Genomic DNA, 15,861 nt, shown 5'->3' with positions numbered 1-15,861 from the left:
CTGACCGCCCCGATGATCGAGCCGAGGGACATGCAATGAAACAGGACCATATGCCCCTGACGGCATCCGCCAGACCGGGCGAGGACGCCGCGCAGGTCGCGGCGGAGGTCCCCCTGGCCAAGCTGGAACGCTACAAGCTTGCGGTTGAGCTCTGCCCGGTGCCGGCCCTGCTGATGGGGCCCTGCGGCCATATCCGCATCACCAACGGCGCATTGGAATCGCTGTTCGGCTACCCTTCGGGCGCCCTGACCCAGTCCCCCGTGGAACGGCTGGTGCCGCTGTCTTCGCAGCACCGGCACCCGATCCTGCGCGAAGCCTACCAGTCGGTGCCCCAGCGCCGCCGGATGGGCGCGGATCGCCATGTCTTCGGCCAGCGCGCCGATGGCAGCTTCATTCCGGTCGAGGTCGCCCTGTCCCCGGTCAGCGTGGGCGGGCAGACCTTTGTCTTTACCACCGTCACCGACATCACCGACCGCCGCCTGAACGAAAAGCGCCTGCGCGATGCGCTGGATGCCTCCGCCACGGCGATGGTGCTGGTGGCGCCCGACGGCACGATCGAACTGGTCAATTCCGAGGCCTGCCGCCTGCTGGGCGGCCTGTCGGCCGAGCTGGTGGGCCGCAACGTCGACAGCCTGGTCCCGCCAGATCACCGGCTGAAACATTCGGTCTATCGCCAAAGCTACCTGGCCGCGCCAAGGCCCCGCACAATGACGGAGGGACGCGCCCTATATATCCAGGGACTCGATGGGCGGGAGACGCCGGTGCATATCGCGCTGACCCCGATCACCGGCGGCGATGCGCCCCGCACCATGGCGACCCTGGTCGACATGACGGATATCCTGGCGCAGGAACTGGAACTGCAAAAGCGCAATGCGCGGCTGTCGGCCCTGAACGAGGAGCTGACCCAGTTCGCCTATTCCGCCAGCCATGACCTGCGCGCGCCGCTTGCGACCATCGCCGGCCTGCTGGAACTGTGCCTGGAAGACCTGGCCGATGGCGAGACCGAAGAATGCCGCCGCAACATCGCCGACGCCCTGGCCACCTCCCGCCGCAATATCCGCAAGGTCGAACAGGTGCTGACCCTGGCCCGCGCCGGCCTTGATGCCATTCCGGAGGAAGAGATCGACCTGACCGAGGTCGCCCGCAGCATCTGGGACGACCTGTCCTGCGACGGCAAGCCGAAGCCCGCCTTCTGCATCACCGCCCGGGGGTCCGCCGTCCTCTCGGTCGAACGTCCGACCCTCGTCACGGTGGTCGAGAACCTCCTTTCCAATGCCTGCCGCTTCCAGGATCCCGAGAAGGACTATTCCTGGATCGCGTTGCGCATCACCACCGATGCCAAGGGACTGACCCTGACGGTCAGCGACAACGGCATCGGCATTCCGCAGGCGGATCAAACCCGCGTCTTCGACATGTTTCGCCGCTCCTCCAAGAGCAGCGGCCACGGGCTGGGGCTGGCCCTTGTGCAGAAACATGTTCGGCGGCTCGACGGGAAGATCACGCTCGAAAGCTCTCCCCAGGGGACGAGCTTCACCCTTCAAATCCCTGACAGGACTCCCCAATGATCAGAACCTACATCGTCGACGACGTGGCCTCGGACCGCTACATCGCGCGGCGACGCCTGGCCAAGAATGGCAACTTCAGCCCCGTGGACGAGGCCGCCGACGGCGCCGAGTTCATCGCGCGCTACTTTTCCGCCGACCGGGCGGAGCCGACCGACTGCGCCCTGCCGCCGGAACTCATCCTGCTCGACATCAACATGCCGGAGCTGAACGGCTTCGAAACCATCGAGGAGCTGAAGCGGCGCTGCGCCAACCCGCCGTCGCAGATCGTCGCGCTGTTTTCCTCCTCCGACAACGAGCGGGACCTGGAACGGTCCCAGGCCAGCGGCATCGTGGAGCATTTCTTCACCAAGCCCATCAACGACCTGGCGATCGAGAAGATCCTGGAGACCTACCGCACCCGCGGCTACCTGTGATCCCGGGGGCGGATCCGCGCCGGGGCGACCGGCGCGGCGCAGATACGGAAAACCCCGCGGCCGGAAGGCGGCGGGGTCTTTTCATGTTGGCCCGTGTCATTTCAGCCTGTGTTATTTCGACCCGTGTCATTTCGGCCCGTGTCATGCCGATCCGTGGTTCAGTGCTTGCGGAAGACAAAGGCGGTATCGGGCTCTTCCTCCATCAGGTCGGACCAGTCGCCCGGGGAAGCCTCCGGAACCAGGCCATAGGCGCGCAGCATCTGCAGCGTCGTCGCACCGGCGTCGTGGTGCCCGGTGGCGCCCAGGTTCAGCTCCTCCCGCAGGATGTCGCGGATGGAACTGACGATCTCGTCGCGCTGCACTTCCAGCGCGCGTTGCAGGGTGGCCTGGGCCAGCTTGCTGCCCTCCTCCAGCGCGCGCAGGATCAGTGCCTTCAGCGCATCCCGGTTCAGATCGGACTTGGCCCGGTAGTCGATGCAGCCACGGCGGATCGCCTCCACCGCGACGTCATGGCGGGCCTCGCCGCTGATCATCACCACCGGCGCCAGCCCGTTCTTTTCCTCGGAGGTCAGGATTTCCTGGGCGAGCAGGCCGTCACCGTCCGGCAGGATGTAATCGATGAAGACCACGTGATAGCGCCGCGCATGCAGCAGACGGCGGAATTCCTCGATCCCCGTGGCAATGGTGACGCGCACCGGCAATTCGGTGGAACGGCATTCGCGCTGCAACTGCATGGCGTCGAAACGGCTGTCATCCAGCACCAGCACGTCGATCAGCGTCTGCTCCGGCTCCGGCGGGGTGGCGTAGACCGATGTCCGGGGATCCTTCGGCGGTTGCGGTACCGGCTCCGGCAGCGGCTCTCCCTTGTTCCCGTGCAGCTCCATCACCCGACCTCCTGAAACGGTTCTCATCCCGCGCACAGCCTGATGCGGCAGGCTTGCCAATCCCTTAATCCTCCATCGCCGCCTTCTGCGGATTCACATTGAATTTTCGCGACTTTCCCCCTGCTCCGGCCCTGTGGGCGCCCGCCGGTTAACCGCCGCTTCGCCCCGGGGCGCTAGACAGTCCGCATGATGAAGAGCCAGCCCCTTCCCGCGCCCGACGCCACGGATCCGCGCACAGCCCCCACGCCCCCCCGCGATGCCGAGGCGGAGCTGGAGCAATTCCTGTATATCGTCACCCATGACCTGCGCGCGGCCTTCCGCGCCTTCCAGACGATCCCGGAATGGATCGCGGAAGACTTGGGCCCCCTGCCCGCCGACCGGAAGGGCGTGCTGGATGGTCACCTGCAGATGCTGACGACCCAGGCCGCGCGGTGCGACCGGATGCTGCTGGACCTGCGCGACTATTCCCGCATCGGGCGCCGGGCCGATCCGTCGGTCGAACACGGCCTGGACGAGGTGCTGGACCGCGCGCTGCGCCTTGCGCCACTGCCGGAGGGGTTCACCCTGACCTTTCCGACCCTGGGGGACCCGGGCACGGCACGCGTGATCGGCCCGCTCAACGAGCTGGCGCTGTTGCTGGCGGCGCTGTTGTCCAACGCCATCAAGCATCACGACCGGGCGGAGGGTCACATAGCGATCGAGGTCGCCCCCGGGGCTGCCGGTCTGCTGCAGCTGTCGGTCCGCGACGACGGGCCCGGCATCCCCGAGAAATTCCGGGAGGCAGTTTTCGACCTGCTGCGCACCCTGCAGCCGCGTGACAGCTGCGAAGGGTCCGGCATGGGGCTGTCCCTTTCGCGCCGCATCGTCACCCGTCTGGGCGGCACCATCGCCCTGCGCGACAACGGCGCCGAGCGCGGCACCACGGTGGAGTTCACCCTGCCCGGCACACTGGCCGACACACAGGCCCACATCCAGGCCGACACCCTGACCGCAGACCTCTCCAGCCACCACGCTGGCAACATGACAGGGCCGCAGGGTCGCCTGAACTGAGCGCGGCGGCGCCTCACCGGCACCTGCGCTCTTCCCAAGGGGTACCGGACCGGCCTATAAGCCCCCGAAAACCCGGAGGCTTCCATGCGCAACGCCAAAGTGACGCGGTCCACCGCGGAAACCGATATCCACGTCGTGATCGAGCTCGACGGCACCGGCCAGTACGAATGTGACACCGGCGTCGGCTTCTTCGACCATATGCTGGACCAGCTGTCGCGGCATTCGCTGATCGACATCACCGTCACCTGCAAGGGCGATACCTTCATCGACGACCACCACAGCGTCGAAGACGTGGGCATCGCGCTTGGCCAGGCCCTGACCAAGGCCATGGGCGACAAGCGCGGCATCCGGCGCTACGGCGACTGCCACCTGGCGATGGACGACAGCCTGGTGCGCGCCGCACTGGACCTGTCGGGCCGCCCCTACCTGGTGTGGAACGTCGATTTCCCGACCGAGAAGATCGGCACCTTCGACACCGAACTGGTGCGGGAATTCTTCCAGGCCTTCAGCACCCACGGCGGGATCACCCTGCACGTGGACAAGCTGCACGGGCTGAATTCGCACCACATCGCCGAAGCCGCGTTCAAATCCGTGGCCCGCGCCCTGCGCGTGGCGCTGGAACCCGACCCGCGCAAGTCCGACGCCATCCCCTCGACCAAGGGCACGCTCTGACCCGCGGCTGACCTGTCTGGTCTGTCGCGGCGCCCGGCCCCCGAAGGCAGGACTTGCAGGCAGGACGTGCCGACCGGACTTGACCCCACCGCTGTTCCGGGCCACCAACGGCCCCGATCACGAAAGGCTTCCCCATGCTCACCGTTCTCATCGACTACGAAAGCGGCAACCTGCACTCCGCCGAGAAGGCGTTTCAGCACATGGCGCAGGAAGTTGGCGCGGGGGAGGTCATCGTTTCCTCCCGGCCCGAGGACGTGGCGCGGGCGGATCGCATTGTCCTGCCCGGCGATGGCGCCTTCCCGGCCTGCCGGGCCGCGCTGGCGGGGGCGGGCGAAGGTTCCGTCCTGGAAGCGCTGACCGAGGCGGTGGAGCACAAGGCGCGCCCCTTCCTGGGCATCTGCGTCGGCATGCAGCTGATGGCGCGGGTGGGGCATGAGTACGAGGAAACCCCCGGCCTTGGCTGGATCGACGGCGAGGTGACGAAGATCGCCCCGACCGATCCCGGGCTGAAGGTGCCGCACATGGGATGGAACGACCTGGTCATCGACCGGCCGCACCCGGTGCTGGAGGGGATCGAAACGGGCCATCACGCCTATTTCGTCCACTCCTACCACATGAGTGTTTCCGACCCCGCGCAGCGTATCGCCCATGTCGACTACGGCCAGCCCGTCACGGCCATCGTGGGGCGCGACACCATGCTCGGCTTCCAGTTCCACCCGGAAAAGAGCCAGGCCAATGGGCTGCGGATGATCGCCAACTTTCTGACCTGGAAACCCTGACCCTCAGGTCCGGTTCTTCGGGTCCTGATTGTCCGCCCCCAAACCGGGGCGTCCCCACGCCGTTCCCGGTTCGAAATGACAGGGGACACCCGGCGAAAAAGAAGGCGGCGCCGAAGCACCGCCTTCCGTCCCGTGCACCCCTTTCGGGGCGCCCCTGAAACCTTGTTCGACCCTGTTCACCGCAGATCATCCTTGCGGTCCGGGGTCAGCCAGTCGTCCGGCCCGTTCTCCGGTCAGTCGACCCTGTGCCAGACCTGGCTGTTGCAGATGATCCCGGCGCATCCCCGCACCGAAAGCTGATCACCCGTCACCTGCACCCGCGCCTCGACCACCTTGTCGAGAAGCGGCACGTAGACCTGGCCCTGGTAGTCGCCCGCGGCGACGGGGGCCATGTCGCGCAGCACCATCTGCCCCACGGCCTTGGTGACGATTTCCTGCCCGTCCGGGCTGAACGCCCGTTCGAGCCTACCGCAATAGGCCGCGCCGCAGTCGCGCACGACGACATATCCCGTCTGCCCCTTGCGATCCGGCGGCGACGCCCAAGTGCCGACGACGGGTTCCTGCGCGCTGCTGGCAGAATAGACCGGATGAAGCGGCAGCAGCACGGCCAGCGCCGTTGCCGCGCCCCCGATCCCGATGCCCATCCCCCCGAGCCGCCGTCGTGACATGCCAATGCGGCGTGACAATCGAATGCGGTCCCGGCTGCGTTCCGCAACCTGCCCCAGATATCCCCAGATCACCGTTCATTCTCCCTTCTGGAAGGTCCCGTTCGCGATCATCCGACAGGCCAAGCCACCCCTTCGGGATGACCGGCGACCGGAAGGTCCACTCCCATCCCGGTGTCGGCTGAGACAAGCTAAGCACAAATGCTTGCCAAATGCAGAACAGATCCCGGGACATCCCGGTTCCAGCAGAAACTTGCCTTTTCAGGGAAGGTTTGCGGCGGCAGGCAGCGCAGGCGCCCGCCCTGCTGCCACCGAAACGATCACTTCACGCGCGTCCAGGTCTGCTTCTTGCAGATCGGCCCGACGCAGCCCGCAACCCGCAGCACGTCTCCCTCCAGCTGCATCTTCGAACGGTAGACCTTGCCGGTCGAGGGCTGCCAGATCTTGCCGTCGTCGTATTTGCCGCCGCCTTCGACCTGCATGTCCCAGACGATGGGCTTTCCCTTGTTCTCGCTCTCGTATTCGCCGGACCCGTTGAAGGTGCGGCTGATCACGCCGCAATAGGCCCCGCCGCAGGGCGAAAAGGTCACATAGGCGTAGGCGCCGTCATCAACCTGGGTCTTCCAGATGCCTTCGACCGGATCGGCCATGGCTGTGCCCGCGCCGAAGGTGACAACTGCGGCCGCCGCAATCGCTTTCCACATGGGGTTTCCTCCCTTTCTCCTCATCTTCCCTGGGCGCCATCCTGTGCGCCGTCCCCTGCCCTTGCAAGGGGCCGCCGCCGTGACTTGACGTAAACGTCAAGACTGCTGCCGCATCCGCTGCGCCGCCGCGAAACCGCCTGCCGCGTTGCATTCCTGCCCGGCCCGTGCATAAGCCTGAGGCAACTCAAGAAAGGGCCCGCCGATGATCCTCTACCCTGCCATCGACCTCAAGGACGGCAACGCCGTGCGCCTGTTCAAGGGCGACATGGAAAAGGCCACCGTGTTCAACGAAGATCCCGCCGCGCAGGCGGAAAGCTTTGTCGCGGCGGGCTGCGAATGGCTGCACCTGGTGGACCTGAACGGCGCCTTCGCCGGCAGCCCGGTGAACGCCGCCCCGGTCGAGCAGATCCTTTCGCGCTGCAAGGTGCCGGCCCAGCTGGGCGGCGGCATCCGCGACATGGCCACGATCGAGATGTGGCTGTCGAAGGGCCTGCAGCGGGTGATCCTGGGCACCGTGGCGGTGGAAAACCCCGCGCTGGTGCGCGAGGCGGCAAAGGCCTTTCCGGGCCATGTCGCCGTTGGCATCGACGCCCGCGACGGCCGCGTGGCGACCAAGGGCTGGGCGACGGAGACCGACGTGATGGTCACCGACCTTGCGCGCAGCTTCGAAGATGCGGGCGTGGCCGCGATCATCTACACCGACATCAACCGTGACGGCGCCATGCAGGGCCCGAACATCCCCGCCACGGCGGACCTGGCCAATGCCGTGTCGATCCCGGTGATCGCCTCTGGCGGCGTTTCCTCCATCGAGGATCTGAAGGCGCTGAAGGCCTGCGGCGCCCCGCTGAACGGCGCGATTTCCGGCCGTGCGCTTTACGACGGCGCCATCGACCTGGCGCAGGCGCTGGACGTCATGAAGGCATGAAGGCCGGCTGGCGGGACCGGGCCCTCCGGGTCCTGGCCCCCGCCATGGGCCCCCGCCATGATCGGGCTTGGGCTGGTGCCCCTGGCCCTGGTGCTCTGGTCGGTGGATTTCGCGAAGCGGCACGGCTGCCGCCTGGACGAGGCGGCCAGCTAGCCTTGCGTGGTCGACGGGATCGACTACGGCGAACGGCTCTATTCCGCATTCGTTTCGGGGTGGTTCATGCAGATCAGCCTTCCCATATCCGGCGTGGGCCTCTGCCTGCTGATCTACCTCTGCATTGAAACGCTCCTCCGCAGACGCCGCGCCCGTTGAAGTTTCGGGCGTGGCTTTCGGCCTGCCGGAGGCGTCGTGCACGGGCATGATCGGACTTGGGCAATATCGGACATGGGCAAAACTGCATTCTTTTGCACCGCAGGCCGGGGCGCCTGCCGGCATTTCAGGGCCGGGCCGGGAAAGTCGCGTGCGTCGCAAAGGCGATCAGATAGGGTTTGAACAGGGTCATTTCGCCCGATTTCAGCACCTTTTCGCATTTCATCACGCCATTTCAGAACAGGACCGCCCGCATGACCATTCCCGAAGGCCCGCAGATCGACACCCCCGCCGACGCCCCCGCACCCCGCCGAAAGACACGCCACGACCCGGTCCTGATGGCCATGACCTATCTCTGGATGACACCCCTCGCAGTCTGGTTCGTCTGCCGCGCGATCTACGGGAAGTCCGGCCGCTCCTATGTCGACTGCAAGCTCAAGACCGACGACCTGTCGGATTGCAACTTCTTCGGCCTCAGCACGCAGGGCCTCGCCACCGTGGTCAAATTCATCGCGGAAAACGGGTACTGGACCATCCTGCCATTCTCCGCCACTTTGCTGCTCGCCTTCTTCGTGGTTGCAATGCTGCGCCCCACCCCGGATATCGAGCTACCGGCCTGGCTGGCATCAACCGTCGAAGACGAGACATCGAAGAACGAAATTGCAATCAAGGAAGACTGAACATGCACTCGGTCCTCGTCCTGATCCTGCCGCCTCTGGCGGCCTTTGGCCTCAGCTACCTGATGCGCAACAGGTTTGCCGCGAAATTGCTGTGGATCGCGGGGCTGTTCTTCGCCACCTGCAACTCTCTCATGATGACCTCCCAGTTCATCTGCATCGGCAATTTCGTCAACGGCTTCGATCAATGCGCCGGAGGGCTGCAATCGGTCTTCAACATGCTGAAGCCCGTGCTGGTGCTGTCGCTGGCCAGCTACGGGATCTTCGGACCGGTGCTGCTGCTGGCGGCCATCGGCATGGAAGGCTACACGCGCATGCGCCGCCCGGCCTGACGGGGCCGGCCTTCTCCTCTGGCGCCCGGCCCCGTCGCGGGTTAAACCGCCCACGACGACCCGGGAGACCGCCATGCTCAAGACCCGCATCATTCCCTGCCTCGACGTGGCCGACGGCCGCGTGGTGAAAGGTGTCAACTTCGTCGACCTGCGCGACGCCGGCGATCCCGTCGATGCCGCGAAGGCCTACGATCTGGCCGGCGCGGATGAGATCACCTTCCTCGACATCCATGCCACCCATGAGAACCGCGGCACGATGTTCGACGTGGTCACCCGCACGGCCGAGAACTGCTACGTCCCGCTGACCGTGGGCGGCGGCGTCCGCACCGTGCAGGACGTGCGCAACCTGCTGCTGGCGGGCGCCGACAAGGTGTCCTTCAACTCCGCCGCCGTGGCCGACCCCGACGTCCTGGCCCGCGCCGCCGACCACTTCGGCAGCCAGTGCATCGTCTGCGCCATCGACGCCAAGACCGTGGCCCCCGGCAAGTGGGAGATCTTCACCCACGGCGGGCGCAAGCCCACGGGCATCGACGCGGTGGAATTCGCCAAGCTTGTCGCCGCCAAGGGCGCGGGGGAAATCCTGCTGACCTCGATGGACCGCGACGGCACCCGCGCCGGGTTCAACCTGCCGCTGACCCGGGCCATTTCCGACGCGGTTTCCGTGCCGGTCATCGCATCGGGTGGCGTCGGCACCCTGGACCACCTTGTCGAAGGCGTGACCGAGGGCGGCGCCTCTGCCGTGCTGGCTGCCTCGATCTTCCACTTCGGCGATCACACCATCCGCGAGGCCAAGGAACACATGGCCGCCGCGGGCATCCCCATGAGACTGCAATGACCGACGTCCTGTCCCGCCTTTCCGCCACCATCGAAAGCCGCAAGGGCGCCGATCCCGAAAGCAGCTGGACGGCGAAGCTCTTTGCCAAGGGTCCGGAAAAATGCGCCGAGAAGTTCGGCGAGGAAGCGGTCGAGGCGATCATCGAGGCGGTGCGCAACGATCCGGAGAAACTGGCCTCCGAATGCGCCGACGTGCTCTATCACATGCTGGTCATGCTGGCGGCGCGCGATGTGCCGCTCTCTGCCGTGATGGCCGTGCTGGAAGGCCGCGAAGGGACCTCCGGCGTGACGGAAAAGGCGAGCCGCCCGAAGGATTGAACCCGAAGGATTGAGCCCAAGTGGCTGAGCCTGCGACCCGGGTGGCCTGGCGCCCCGGGCCATTCCCGCAGGTGCTTCAGCTCATCAATCGCCGGTATTCGATCTTCGGGCAGCGGTCCATCACCACATCAAGGCCCCTGTCCTGCGCCATGCTGCGGGCCTCTTCGCTGATCACGCCCAGTTGCATCCAGACCACCTTCAGCCCCGGCAGCGCCTGCAGGGCCTCCGCCACGATTCCGGGCACGGCCTCCGACCGGCGGAAGATGTCGATCATGTCGATCTGCCCGACCTCCTCCGCGACCTCCGCCAGGTCGGCGCGCACCGTCTCTCCCCACATCTGCTTGCCGGCATGGCCCGGGTTCACCGGAATGACCCGGTAGCCCACCATCGTCAGGAACAGCCCCACGTCATGACTGGCCCGCGCCGGGTTGGGAGAGGCGCCCACCAGCGCGATCACCTTCACCTGCGACAGGATCCGCTTCAGCTCCGCGTCGGTCATCTCCATTCTCCTGCTCCTCTTCTGGTCCGCCCGCTTGCGGTTCGGCCGACACTGCCGCCCCGCGCGGCCCGCCACAAGTCCCCCCAGGCGGCTGTACGTCTGCCCGTGGGGACCGGCGGAAAGAAAAAGGCGCCCAGGACGAACCTGGGCGCCAGTACGGAACGAGGGACAGTGAAAGGAAACACCAGCGTTCCAGGCCGGTGCCTCTGTACGATACGTAGGGTGGCCGTACCGGACATGAAGAGGCTGTAATATGAATGTGAACAAAACCCTAAATTGCAGGCGCCAAACGCCCGCTTCAGGTTTTATTCCCCGGACCAATCATTCATCGGACCAATCATTCATCGGCCCCATCATGCCCCGGCCCAGTCAGCCGCGGGCGGCGTAAAGCGCGACCGCCGCCGCGTTCGAGACGTTCAGCGATCCGAAGTCGGAGGCGAAGTCGATGCGCACCAGGGCGTCGCAGACCTCCCGCGTGCGTTCGCGCAGGCCCGGGCCCTCTGCCCCCAGCACAAGCGCCACGGGACGGTCACGGCGGCCTTCCAGCGCCTCTTCGATGGTCTGCTCTGCCTCGCCCGCCAGGCCAAGGACCAGGTAGCCCATCTTCTTCAGCTCAATGATCCCGTCCGCAAGGTTGCGGATGCGCAGGTAGGGCTGGCGTTCCAGCGCGCCCGAAGCGGTCTTGGCCAGGGCGCCGGTTTCAGGCGCGGCGTGGTGGCGCGGTGCCACGACAGCCCGGGCGCCGAATACCTCGGCCGAGCGCAGGATCGCGCCCACGTTGTGCGGGTCGGTGACACGGTCCAGCAGGACCAGCCGGGGGGCGCCCTTGCCCTCCCCGCTCAGCGCGACATCTTCGAGGCTGCCCCAGTCGAGGCCCTTGACCTCCAGCGCGGCGCCCTGGTGGACGGACTGCGGGTCGATCGGGGCGGCGAACTTGCGCGGATCGCTCATCTCGGGCTCGATGCCCGCCTCGGCCACGGCCTCTGACAGCTTGTCCAGCGCATTTCGGGTGACCACGAGGCGCAGCTTTTCCCGCCGGGGGTTGAGCAGCGCATCGCGCACGGCATGCAGGCCGAACAGCCACACCGTTTCCGCCGAAGCGGCGCGTTTTGCCTTTTCCTTGTCGATGACCCACTGCGGTTTCTTCATCATCGATCTCCCGACTCTCTGCCATGGCTGTGCGCCGCGCCCGGGGCGCGACCGATCTTCCGGCCCGGTTTCTGCGCTGCAATACCGACGTCATACCGACGTGATACCGACAGGGTGCAGCGTGGCCGTTTTCCCTTTCTACAGGGTCCCGGCCTCCTACGCTGCCCCCATCGACATCGCAAGCTCACGAAGTGGGATTTTCCTGTTGACGCCCCCCGGCTGCCCCGGTAATCACCCGCTCACGGTCGAACGGGGCGCTGCCTCGGAAGATCAGGGCGACGAGCTGCAAGGTGCGGCAGCGGACTGTAACTCCGCCGGGGAGACCCATGCCTGGTTCGATTCCAGGGTCGCCCACCACTTCCCCAAAAGCGGTGTGAAATCAAAGCTGCGGCAGGCCGCGGCGCTGAAATCTAGTGTCCAGACAGACCGCCCCGCAGCCTTCCCCACCCAGGCCCCCGCGCGCAATGGCCCCCGCAACAACCTGGTAAAACCCGCCCGCGCCCGCCCTTACCAGAGGAAGTTTTCCGCGCTCAGTTCGTCGACGTTGACACCGCAAAGCAGGATGCTGCCCGATCCGTCGAATTGCAGCAGCACACCGTCCCGGGTTTGTGTCGCGTGGTTCTCGATCATCTCCGCGAAGGAGCCAAGCGCGGGAATGCCCGTCAGATCAATGATCTCGTAGGGGTTACCCACTTGGAAATCGTTGATCCGGTCATCCCCGAACGCCCCGGAAAAGACGAAGGTATCCGCGTTGAACCCACCGATCAGCGTGTCGTTGCCCGCGCCGCCTTCCAGCCGGTCGAACCCCGCGCCCGCATGCAGCAGGTCGTCACCCTCCCCACCGAAAAGCTGATCGTTGCCCACACAGGCATAGAGCCGGTCATTGCCCCCATCGCCCGACAGAACGTCATCCCCGGATTGCCCGAAAAGCGCGTCAGTCTGACCACCGCCGAACAGCGTGTCCTCCCCCGCCCCGGCGAACAGCCGGTCAAAGCCGCGCCCGCCGTCCAGCATGTCGTTGCCATCGCGCCCCAGAAGGTTGTCGGCCTGATCCCCGCCATAAAGCGCATCATTGCCCTGCCCGCCATCCAGCCGGTCGAAGCCGGCCCCGCCGAACAGCGCATCGTTGCCATCCCCGCCGAACAGACGATCCTGATGGGCATCGCCGAACAGGCGGTCATTGCCCTCCTCACCGTAGAGCAGGTCATTGTCATTGCCGCCATAGAGGTTGTCGGCCTGGTGCCCGCCGAACAGCTCATCATTGCCGTCGCCGCCCTTCAGAAGGTCGAAGCCGGCATCGCCATGCAGCACGTCATTGCCGTCATCGCCGTAGATCCGATCCTCCTGGTTGCCGCCCCGGACAAGATCGTCGCCGCTGCCCGCGAAGATGCGGTCGTCCCCGTCACCGCCGAACAGGCTGTCCGCGCCGGTTTCACTGGCGATCGCATCGTCCCCGTCGCTGCCGAAGGCCAGGTCGTCCTGCGCGGTTCCGGTGATCAGGTCGTCGCCGCGCCCCCCGTCGAAGATCAGCCCGGGGAACATCTGGAAACTGTCGGCATAGCCGGACCCGACCATGACGTTGCCCCCCTCCACCCCGTCCAGGTCGCTACCCCCGGCGGCACGCAGGTAGTCGTCGAAGGGGGAAAAGGTGAAATCCGCCGTCCCCAGTTCGAAGGTCACATTGCCCTGGCGCATGTCGTCACAGGGCGCGGCCTCCTCGTCGATGGACAAGAGGACCAGCTCCCAGGCATTCATCGACAGCTCGACCGAAGTGTCGCTGCCCGACAGAACCTGCGTGCCGTCGATCCGCAGGATCGGGCTGCCGTCCTCGTCCAGGGCATCGCCGCTGTCGGAAATCAGGCGCGCGATATGCACCTGGGTCGTGTCCCGGTCCAGCCCGTAGTCCGCGAAGTCCAGGCTGACGTCCATGTTCCTGGAACTGCTTGCGAATGTCAGGACCTTGCCGTCCTGGACGAAGCGATAGATGAACAGATCCGGATCCCCGTCACCATCGGTGTCGTAGTCGGTCACGGCGTCATCCGCCGTCATACCCGGCAGCAGCGACCGCATCAGAGTGAAGGCCGCACCGGTGAAGCTGACCTCGATCTCCTCCACCGTGTTGCCCGACACGAAGGTGCTGTTGTTGTTTTGCAGGATCGGCCAGGCCTGCATGCCGTCGATCCCGCCACAGACCATCTGGTGGAACATCGACACCACCCCGACCGCCGCCTGCACGCCCGCGACCTCTCCGTCGTTGAAGGCCCCGTTCTTCAGGTTCCATTCGGACGCCAGCAGGCGCAGGTCGACGGCCTGCCCCCCGTGGGTGGCGGCGTAATCGTCGAAGGCCTCCTGCCAGTCCTGCAGGACGCGAAGGTCGTTCTCGATGTTCTCCTGCCCGTTGGAGGTATCGTCCCAGGGGGTGTCGGGGTAGAAATGGTTCGCCACGCCGTCGATGGCCGAAACGAAGTCGGCCACGCTTTCGACATGGGCGTAATCCTCGCCCAGGTCCTCGTCGAAGAGGCTGCGCAGGTAGGGGTCGTTGCCCTTTTCGCCGTACTTGAAGAAGGCCGACTGGGCCAGGATGTCCGGGGCCTCACCGCCCGTAACCCCCTGCTCCGTCAGTGCCTCGTCGATCCAGACGGAGAAGTTTCGCACCAGCATGGCGAAGTCGCGCACGCTTTCCAGTTCGCCCCCGTTGTGCCCCTCCATCCAGGAGGGGAACTCGTTGCCGATCTCGAAAGCGGAAATCACGTCCCCGTTGGGATGGGCCATGGCCTCTGCGATAAAGGCCTTCACCTCTGCCTCCACCGCCGCCACGGCGGCCGGATCGCCGCTGGTCAGCGCCTCGATGTAGCGGATCGTCGGCAGGACCACCGTGACGGTGTTGCCCTCGGCCGCGGCGTAATCCATCAGCGTGCCCAGCCGGGTCAGCATCGTCGTCTCGCCGCTGTCGGCGAAATTGCGCGCCTCGATGGCAGAGGTCGCCCCCGGTTCGAAATGGCGCATGTCCGACAGGTCCAGGAACTTCTCGGCCAGGGTCCCGCCGGGATAGCGCAGGTCGCTGACCTCGGTCCATGCCGCCGCCTCGTCGAAGACGCCCTCGCCTTCGATCGACTGGTCATGGTTCTGGCGGTTCGCCAGGTAATTCGTCCCGAAATGATCCGTGCTGACGACGTGATCCGTGGGCGTGGAAGAAAGAGAAATCTGCACCGGCATCATGGGCACCTCCGATTGCCCCGGGGTGCCGGACACAGGCGCCCGATCCGGACCGAAATTGGGGCCGAAGCGCGGCAAACGCTTCGTCTTTTGCAGGCATTTGAAAGGTCGCCTCGGCCTGGCGCCATCCTGCGCTCCGGTCCTTGCCGCCAACTGACGGGCCTGACCGTTTTCCGTCCCCATAATTCCGCCCCGCATTCCCCCCGTATTTCCGCCCGCACCTGCCGAAACGCCGGGCGTTCGCGCCGCGCCACGGCCCCGGGCCAGGGATTGTTTGCACCGCAACATTGCGGGAGCCCCTGCCCCGCTCTACCTTCGGGCCGACTGCGGGAGTGACCAGATGAACAGCAAGGCAAGAGTGGCCCTGATCGTGACCGGCGTGGTGGCAATCGGCGTCGCCACCGGCGTGACCCTGGCGCTGCGCAGCACCGGGGACGCGCCGCAGCTTCTCAGCTGGGATGATGCGGCCACCGTCGCCCGTGGCCATGCCCTGTACCAAAGCGATTGCGCCGCCTGTCATGGTGGTCTGGGCGCCGATGCCGCGCCCCCCACCGCCCGGGCCGATCAGATCGCACCGCCCCATGACGGCAGCGGACACACCTGGCAGCATCCCGACTTCGCCCTGTTCGAACTCACCAAGTCGGGGGAGGTCGCAGCCCTCTGCCGCAGCCTCGAAGGCAGCGACATGCCGCAGTTCGGCCAGGACCTCTCCGACCGGGAAATCCTCGATGTGCTCTCCTACATCAAGTCGACCTGGCCGGCAGAGGTTCGCGAACGCCAGGACGGGATCAACGCCCTTTACGCCACGCAGAACGCGGCGGTGCGCGACCTGCTGGAACAGGGCGGATCCTGAGGGCGCACTATCCGCCC

Annotated in this window: 17 protein-coding genes and 1 tRNA gene; 12 read left to right on the top strand and 6 right to left on the bottom strand. The window is 66.2% G+C overall.

Annotated elements, in window-relative coordinates:
• Positions 1 to 35: 35 nt before the first annotated feature.
• Together AC2IR1_RS09225 and AC2IR1_RS09220 are read left to right on the top strand one after the other, a co-directional pair.
• Positions 36 to 1,565: a sensor histidine kinase gene (locus tag AC2IR1_RS09225; protein WP_486475988.1), complete on the top strand. Its 1,530-nt coding sequence runs from the start codon at positions 36 to 38 to the stop codon at positions 1,563 to 1,565.
• Positions 1,562 to 1,978, top strand: coding sequence for a response regulator (locus AC2IR1_RS09220; protein ID WP_486475987.1), 417 nt, complete (start codon positions 1,562 to 1,564; stop codon positions 1,976 to 1,978). The genes AC2IR1_RS09225 and AC2IR1_RS09220 overlap by 4 nt, the downstream gene beginning before the upstream one ends.
• A 158-nt stretch (positions 1,979 to 2,136) precedes the next feature.
• Here the strand turns inward: AC2IR1_RS09220 and AC2IR1_RS09215 are convergent, their stop codons facing one another.
• Positions 2,137 to 2,862, bottom strand: a complete 726-nt coding sequence (locus AC2IR1_RS09215; protein ID WP_486475986.1) for a response regulator — start codon at positions 2,860 to 2,862, stop codon at positions 2,137 to 2,139.
• 186 nt (positions 2,863 to 3,048) lie between these two features.
• On the opposite strand from AC2IR1_RS09215, the gene AC2IR1_RS09210 reads away from it, so the two are divergent.
• The 3 genes from AC2IR1_RS09210 to hisH all read left to right on the top strand — a co-directional run bounded on the left by AC2IR1_RS09210 (position 3,049) and on the right by hisH (position 5,363).
• Positions 3,049 to 3,912: a sensor histidine kinase gene (locus AC2IR1_RS09210; protein WP_486475985.1), complete on the top strand. Its 864-nt coding sequence runs from the start codon at positions 3,049 to 3,051 to the stop codon at positions 3,910 to 3,912.
• An 84-nt stretch (positions 3,913 to 3,996) separates the two neighbouring features.
• Positions 3,997 to 4,584: an imidazoleglycerol-phosphate dehydratase HisB gene (gene hisB, locus AC2IR1_RS09205; RefSeq protein WP_486475984.1), complete on the top strand. Its 588-nt coding sequence runs from the start codon at positions 3,997 to 3,999 to the stop codon at positions 4,582 to 4,584.
• Between the two features lie 134 nt (positions 4,585 to 4,718).
• The gene (hisH, locus tag AC2IR1_RS09200; protein ID WP_486475983.1) at positions 4,719 to 5,363 is read left to right on the top strand and encodes an imidazole glycerol phosphate synthase subunit HisH; all 645 of its coding nucleotides are present in this window, start codon (positions 4,719 to 4,721) and stop codon (positions 5,361 to 5,363) included.
• Positions 5,364 to 5,596: 233 nt separating this feature from the next.
• Here the strand turns inward: hisH and AC2IR1_RS09195 are convergent, their stop codons facing one another.
• The gene (locus AC2IR1_RS09195) at positions 5,597 to 6,103 is read right to left on the bottom strand and encodes a DUF2147 domain-containing protein (RefSeq protein WP_486475982.1); all 507 of its coding nucleotides are present in this window, start codon (positions 6,101 to 6,103) and stop codon (positions 5,597 to 5,599) included.
• A 245-nt stretch (positions 6,104 to 6,348) separates the two neighbouring features.
• A complete protein-coding gene (locus AC2IR1_RS09190) occupies positions 6,349 to 6,732 on the bottom strand; it encodes a DUF2147 domain-containing protein (protein ID WP_486475981.1) in 384 nt (127 codons plus the stop codon).
• A 202-nt stretch (positions 6,733 to 6,934) separates the two neighbouring features.
• Between AC2IR1_RS09190 and hisA the strand changes: the two genes are divergently transcribed.
• The 5 genes from hisA to AC2IR1_RS09165 all read left to right on the top strand — a co-directional run bounded on the left by hisA (position 6,935) and on the right by AC2IR1_RS09165 (position 10,127).
• On the top strand, positions 6,935 to 7,657 hold the full coding sequence (gene hisA / locus AC2IR1_RS09185; protein WP_486475980.1) for a 1-(5-phosphoribosyl)-5-[(5-phosphoribosylamino)methylideneamino]imidazole-4-carboxamide isomerase: 723 nt from the start codon (positions 6,935 to 6,937) through the stop codon (positions 7,655 to 7,657).
• Positions 7,658 to 8,220: 563 nt separating this feature from the next.
• Positions 8,221 to 8,646 carry a hypothetical protein gene (locus AC2IR1_RS09180; protein ID WP_486475979.1) on the top strand — a complete coding sequence of 142 codons (426 nt, stop codon included), beginning with the start codon at positions 8,221 to 8,223 and terminating at the stop codon, positions 8,644 to 8,646.
• 2 nt (positions 8,647 to 8,648) lie between these two features.
• Positions 8,649 to 8,975 (top strand): hypothetical protein, encoded by a 327-nt coding sequence (locus tag AC2IR1_RS09175; protein ID WP_486475978.1) that lies wholly within the window; start codon positions 8,649 to 8,651, stop codon positions 8,973 to 8,975.
• Positions 8,976 to 9,048: 73 nt separating this feature from the next.
• On the top strand, positions 9,049 to 9,810 hold the full coding sequence (gene hisF / locus AC2IR1_RS09170) for an imidazole glycerol phosphate synthase subunit HisF (RefSeq protein WP_486475977.1): 762 nt from the start codon (positions 9,049 to 9,051) through the stop codon (positions 9,808 to 9,810).
• Entirely contained in the window at positions 9,807 to 10,127 is a 321-nt protein-coding gene (locus AC2IR1_RS09165) for a phosphoribosyl-ATP diphosphatase (protein ID WP_486475976.1), read from the top strand. Before hisF ends, AC2IR1_RS09165 begins: the two co-directional genes overlap by 4 nt.
• A 76-nt stretch (positions 10,128 to 10,203) precedes the next feature.
• Here AC2IR1_RS09165 and AC2IR1_RS09160 read toward each other — a convergent pair whose 3' ends face one another.
• Both AC2IR1_RS09160 and rlmB read right to left on the bottom strand, forming a co-directional pair.
• Complete coding sequence (locus AC2IR1_RS09160) at positions 10,204 to 10,632, bottom strand: CoA-binding protein (protein ID WP_486475975.1); 429 nt, start codon at positions 10,630 to 10,632, stop codon at positions 10,204 to 10,206.
• A 363-nt stretch (positions 10,633 to 10,995) separates the two neighbouring features.
• Positions 10,996 to 11,775, bottom strand: coding sequence for a 23S rRNA (guanosine(2251)-2'-O)-methyltransferase RlmB (gene rlmB / locus AC2IR1_RS09155; RefSeq protein WP_486475974.1), 780 nt, complete (start codon positions 11,773 to 11,775; stop codon positions 10,996 to 10,998).
• A 273-nt stretch (positions 11,776 to 12,048) separates the two neighbouring features.
• Between rlmB and AC2IR1_RS09150 the strand changes: the two genes are divergently transcribed.
• Positions 12,049 to 12,132 (top strand) — tRNA-Tyr (locus tag AC2IR1_RS09150).
• Between the two features lie 150 nt (positions 12,133 to 12,282).
• Here the strand turns inward: AC2IR1_RS09150 and AC2IR1_RS09145 are convergent.
• Positions 12,283 to 14,994, bottom strand: a complete 2,712-nt coding sequence (locus AC2IR1_RS09145) for a calcium-binding protein (RefSeq protein WP_486475973.1) — start codon at positions 14,992 to 14,994, stop codon at positions 12,283 to 12,285.
• A 337-nt stretch (positions 14,995 to 15,331) separates the two neighbouring features.
• Here AC2IR1_RS09145 and AC2IR1_RS09140 point away from each other — a divergent pair, with 337 nt between their 5' ends.
• Entirely contained in the window at positions 15,332 to 15,844 is a 513-nt protein-coding gene (locus AC2IR1_RS09140; protein WP_486475972.1) for a c-type cytochrome, read from the top strand.
• Positions 15,845 to 15,861 lie beyond the last annotated feature (17 nt).

The sequence above is a fragment of the Pseudooceanicola sp. NS-SX8 genome, from assembly GCF_057380755.1.
This window is presented reverse-complemented; position numbering and strand designations above follow the sequence as displayed.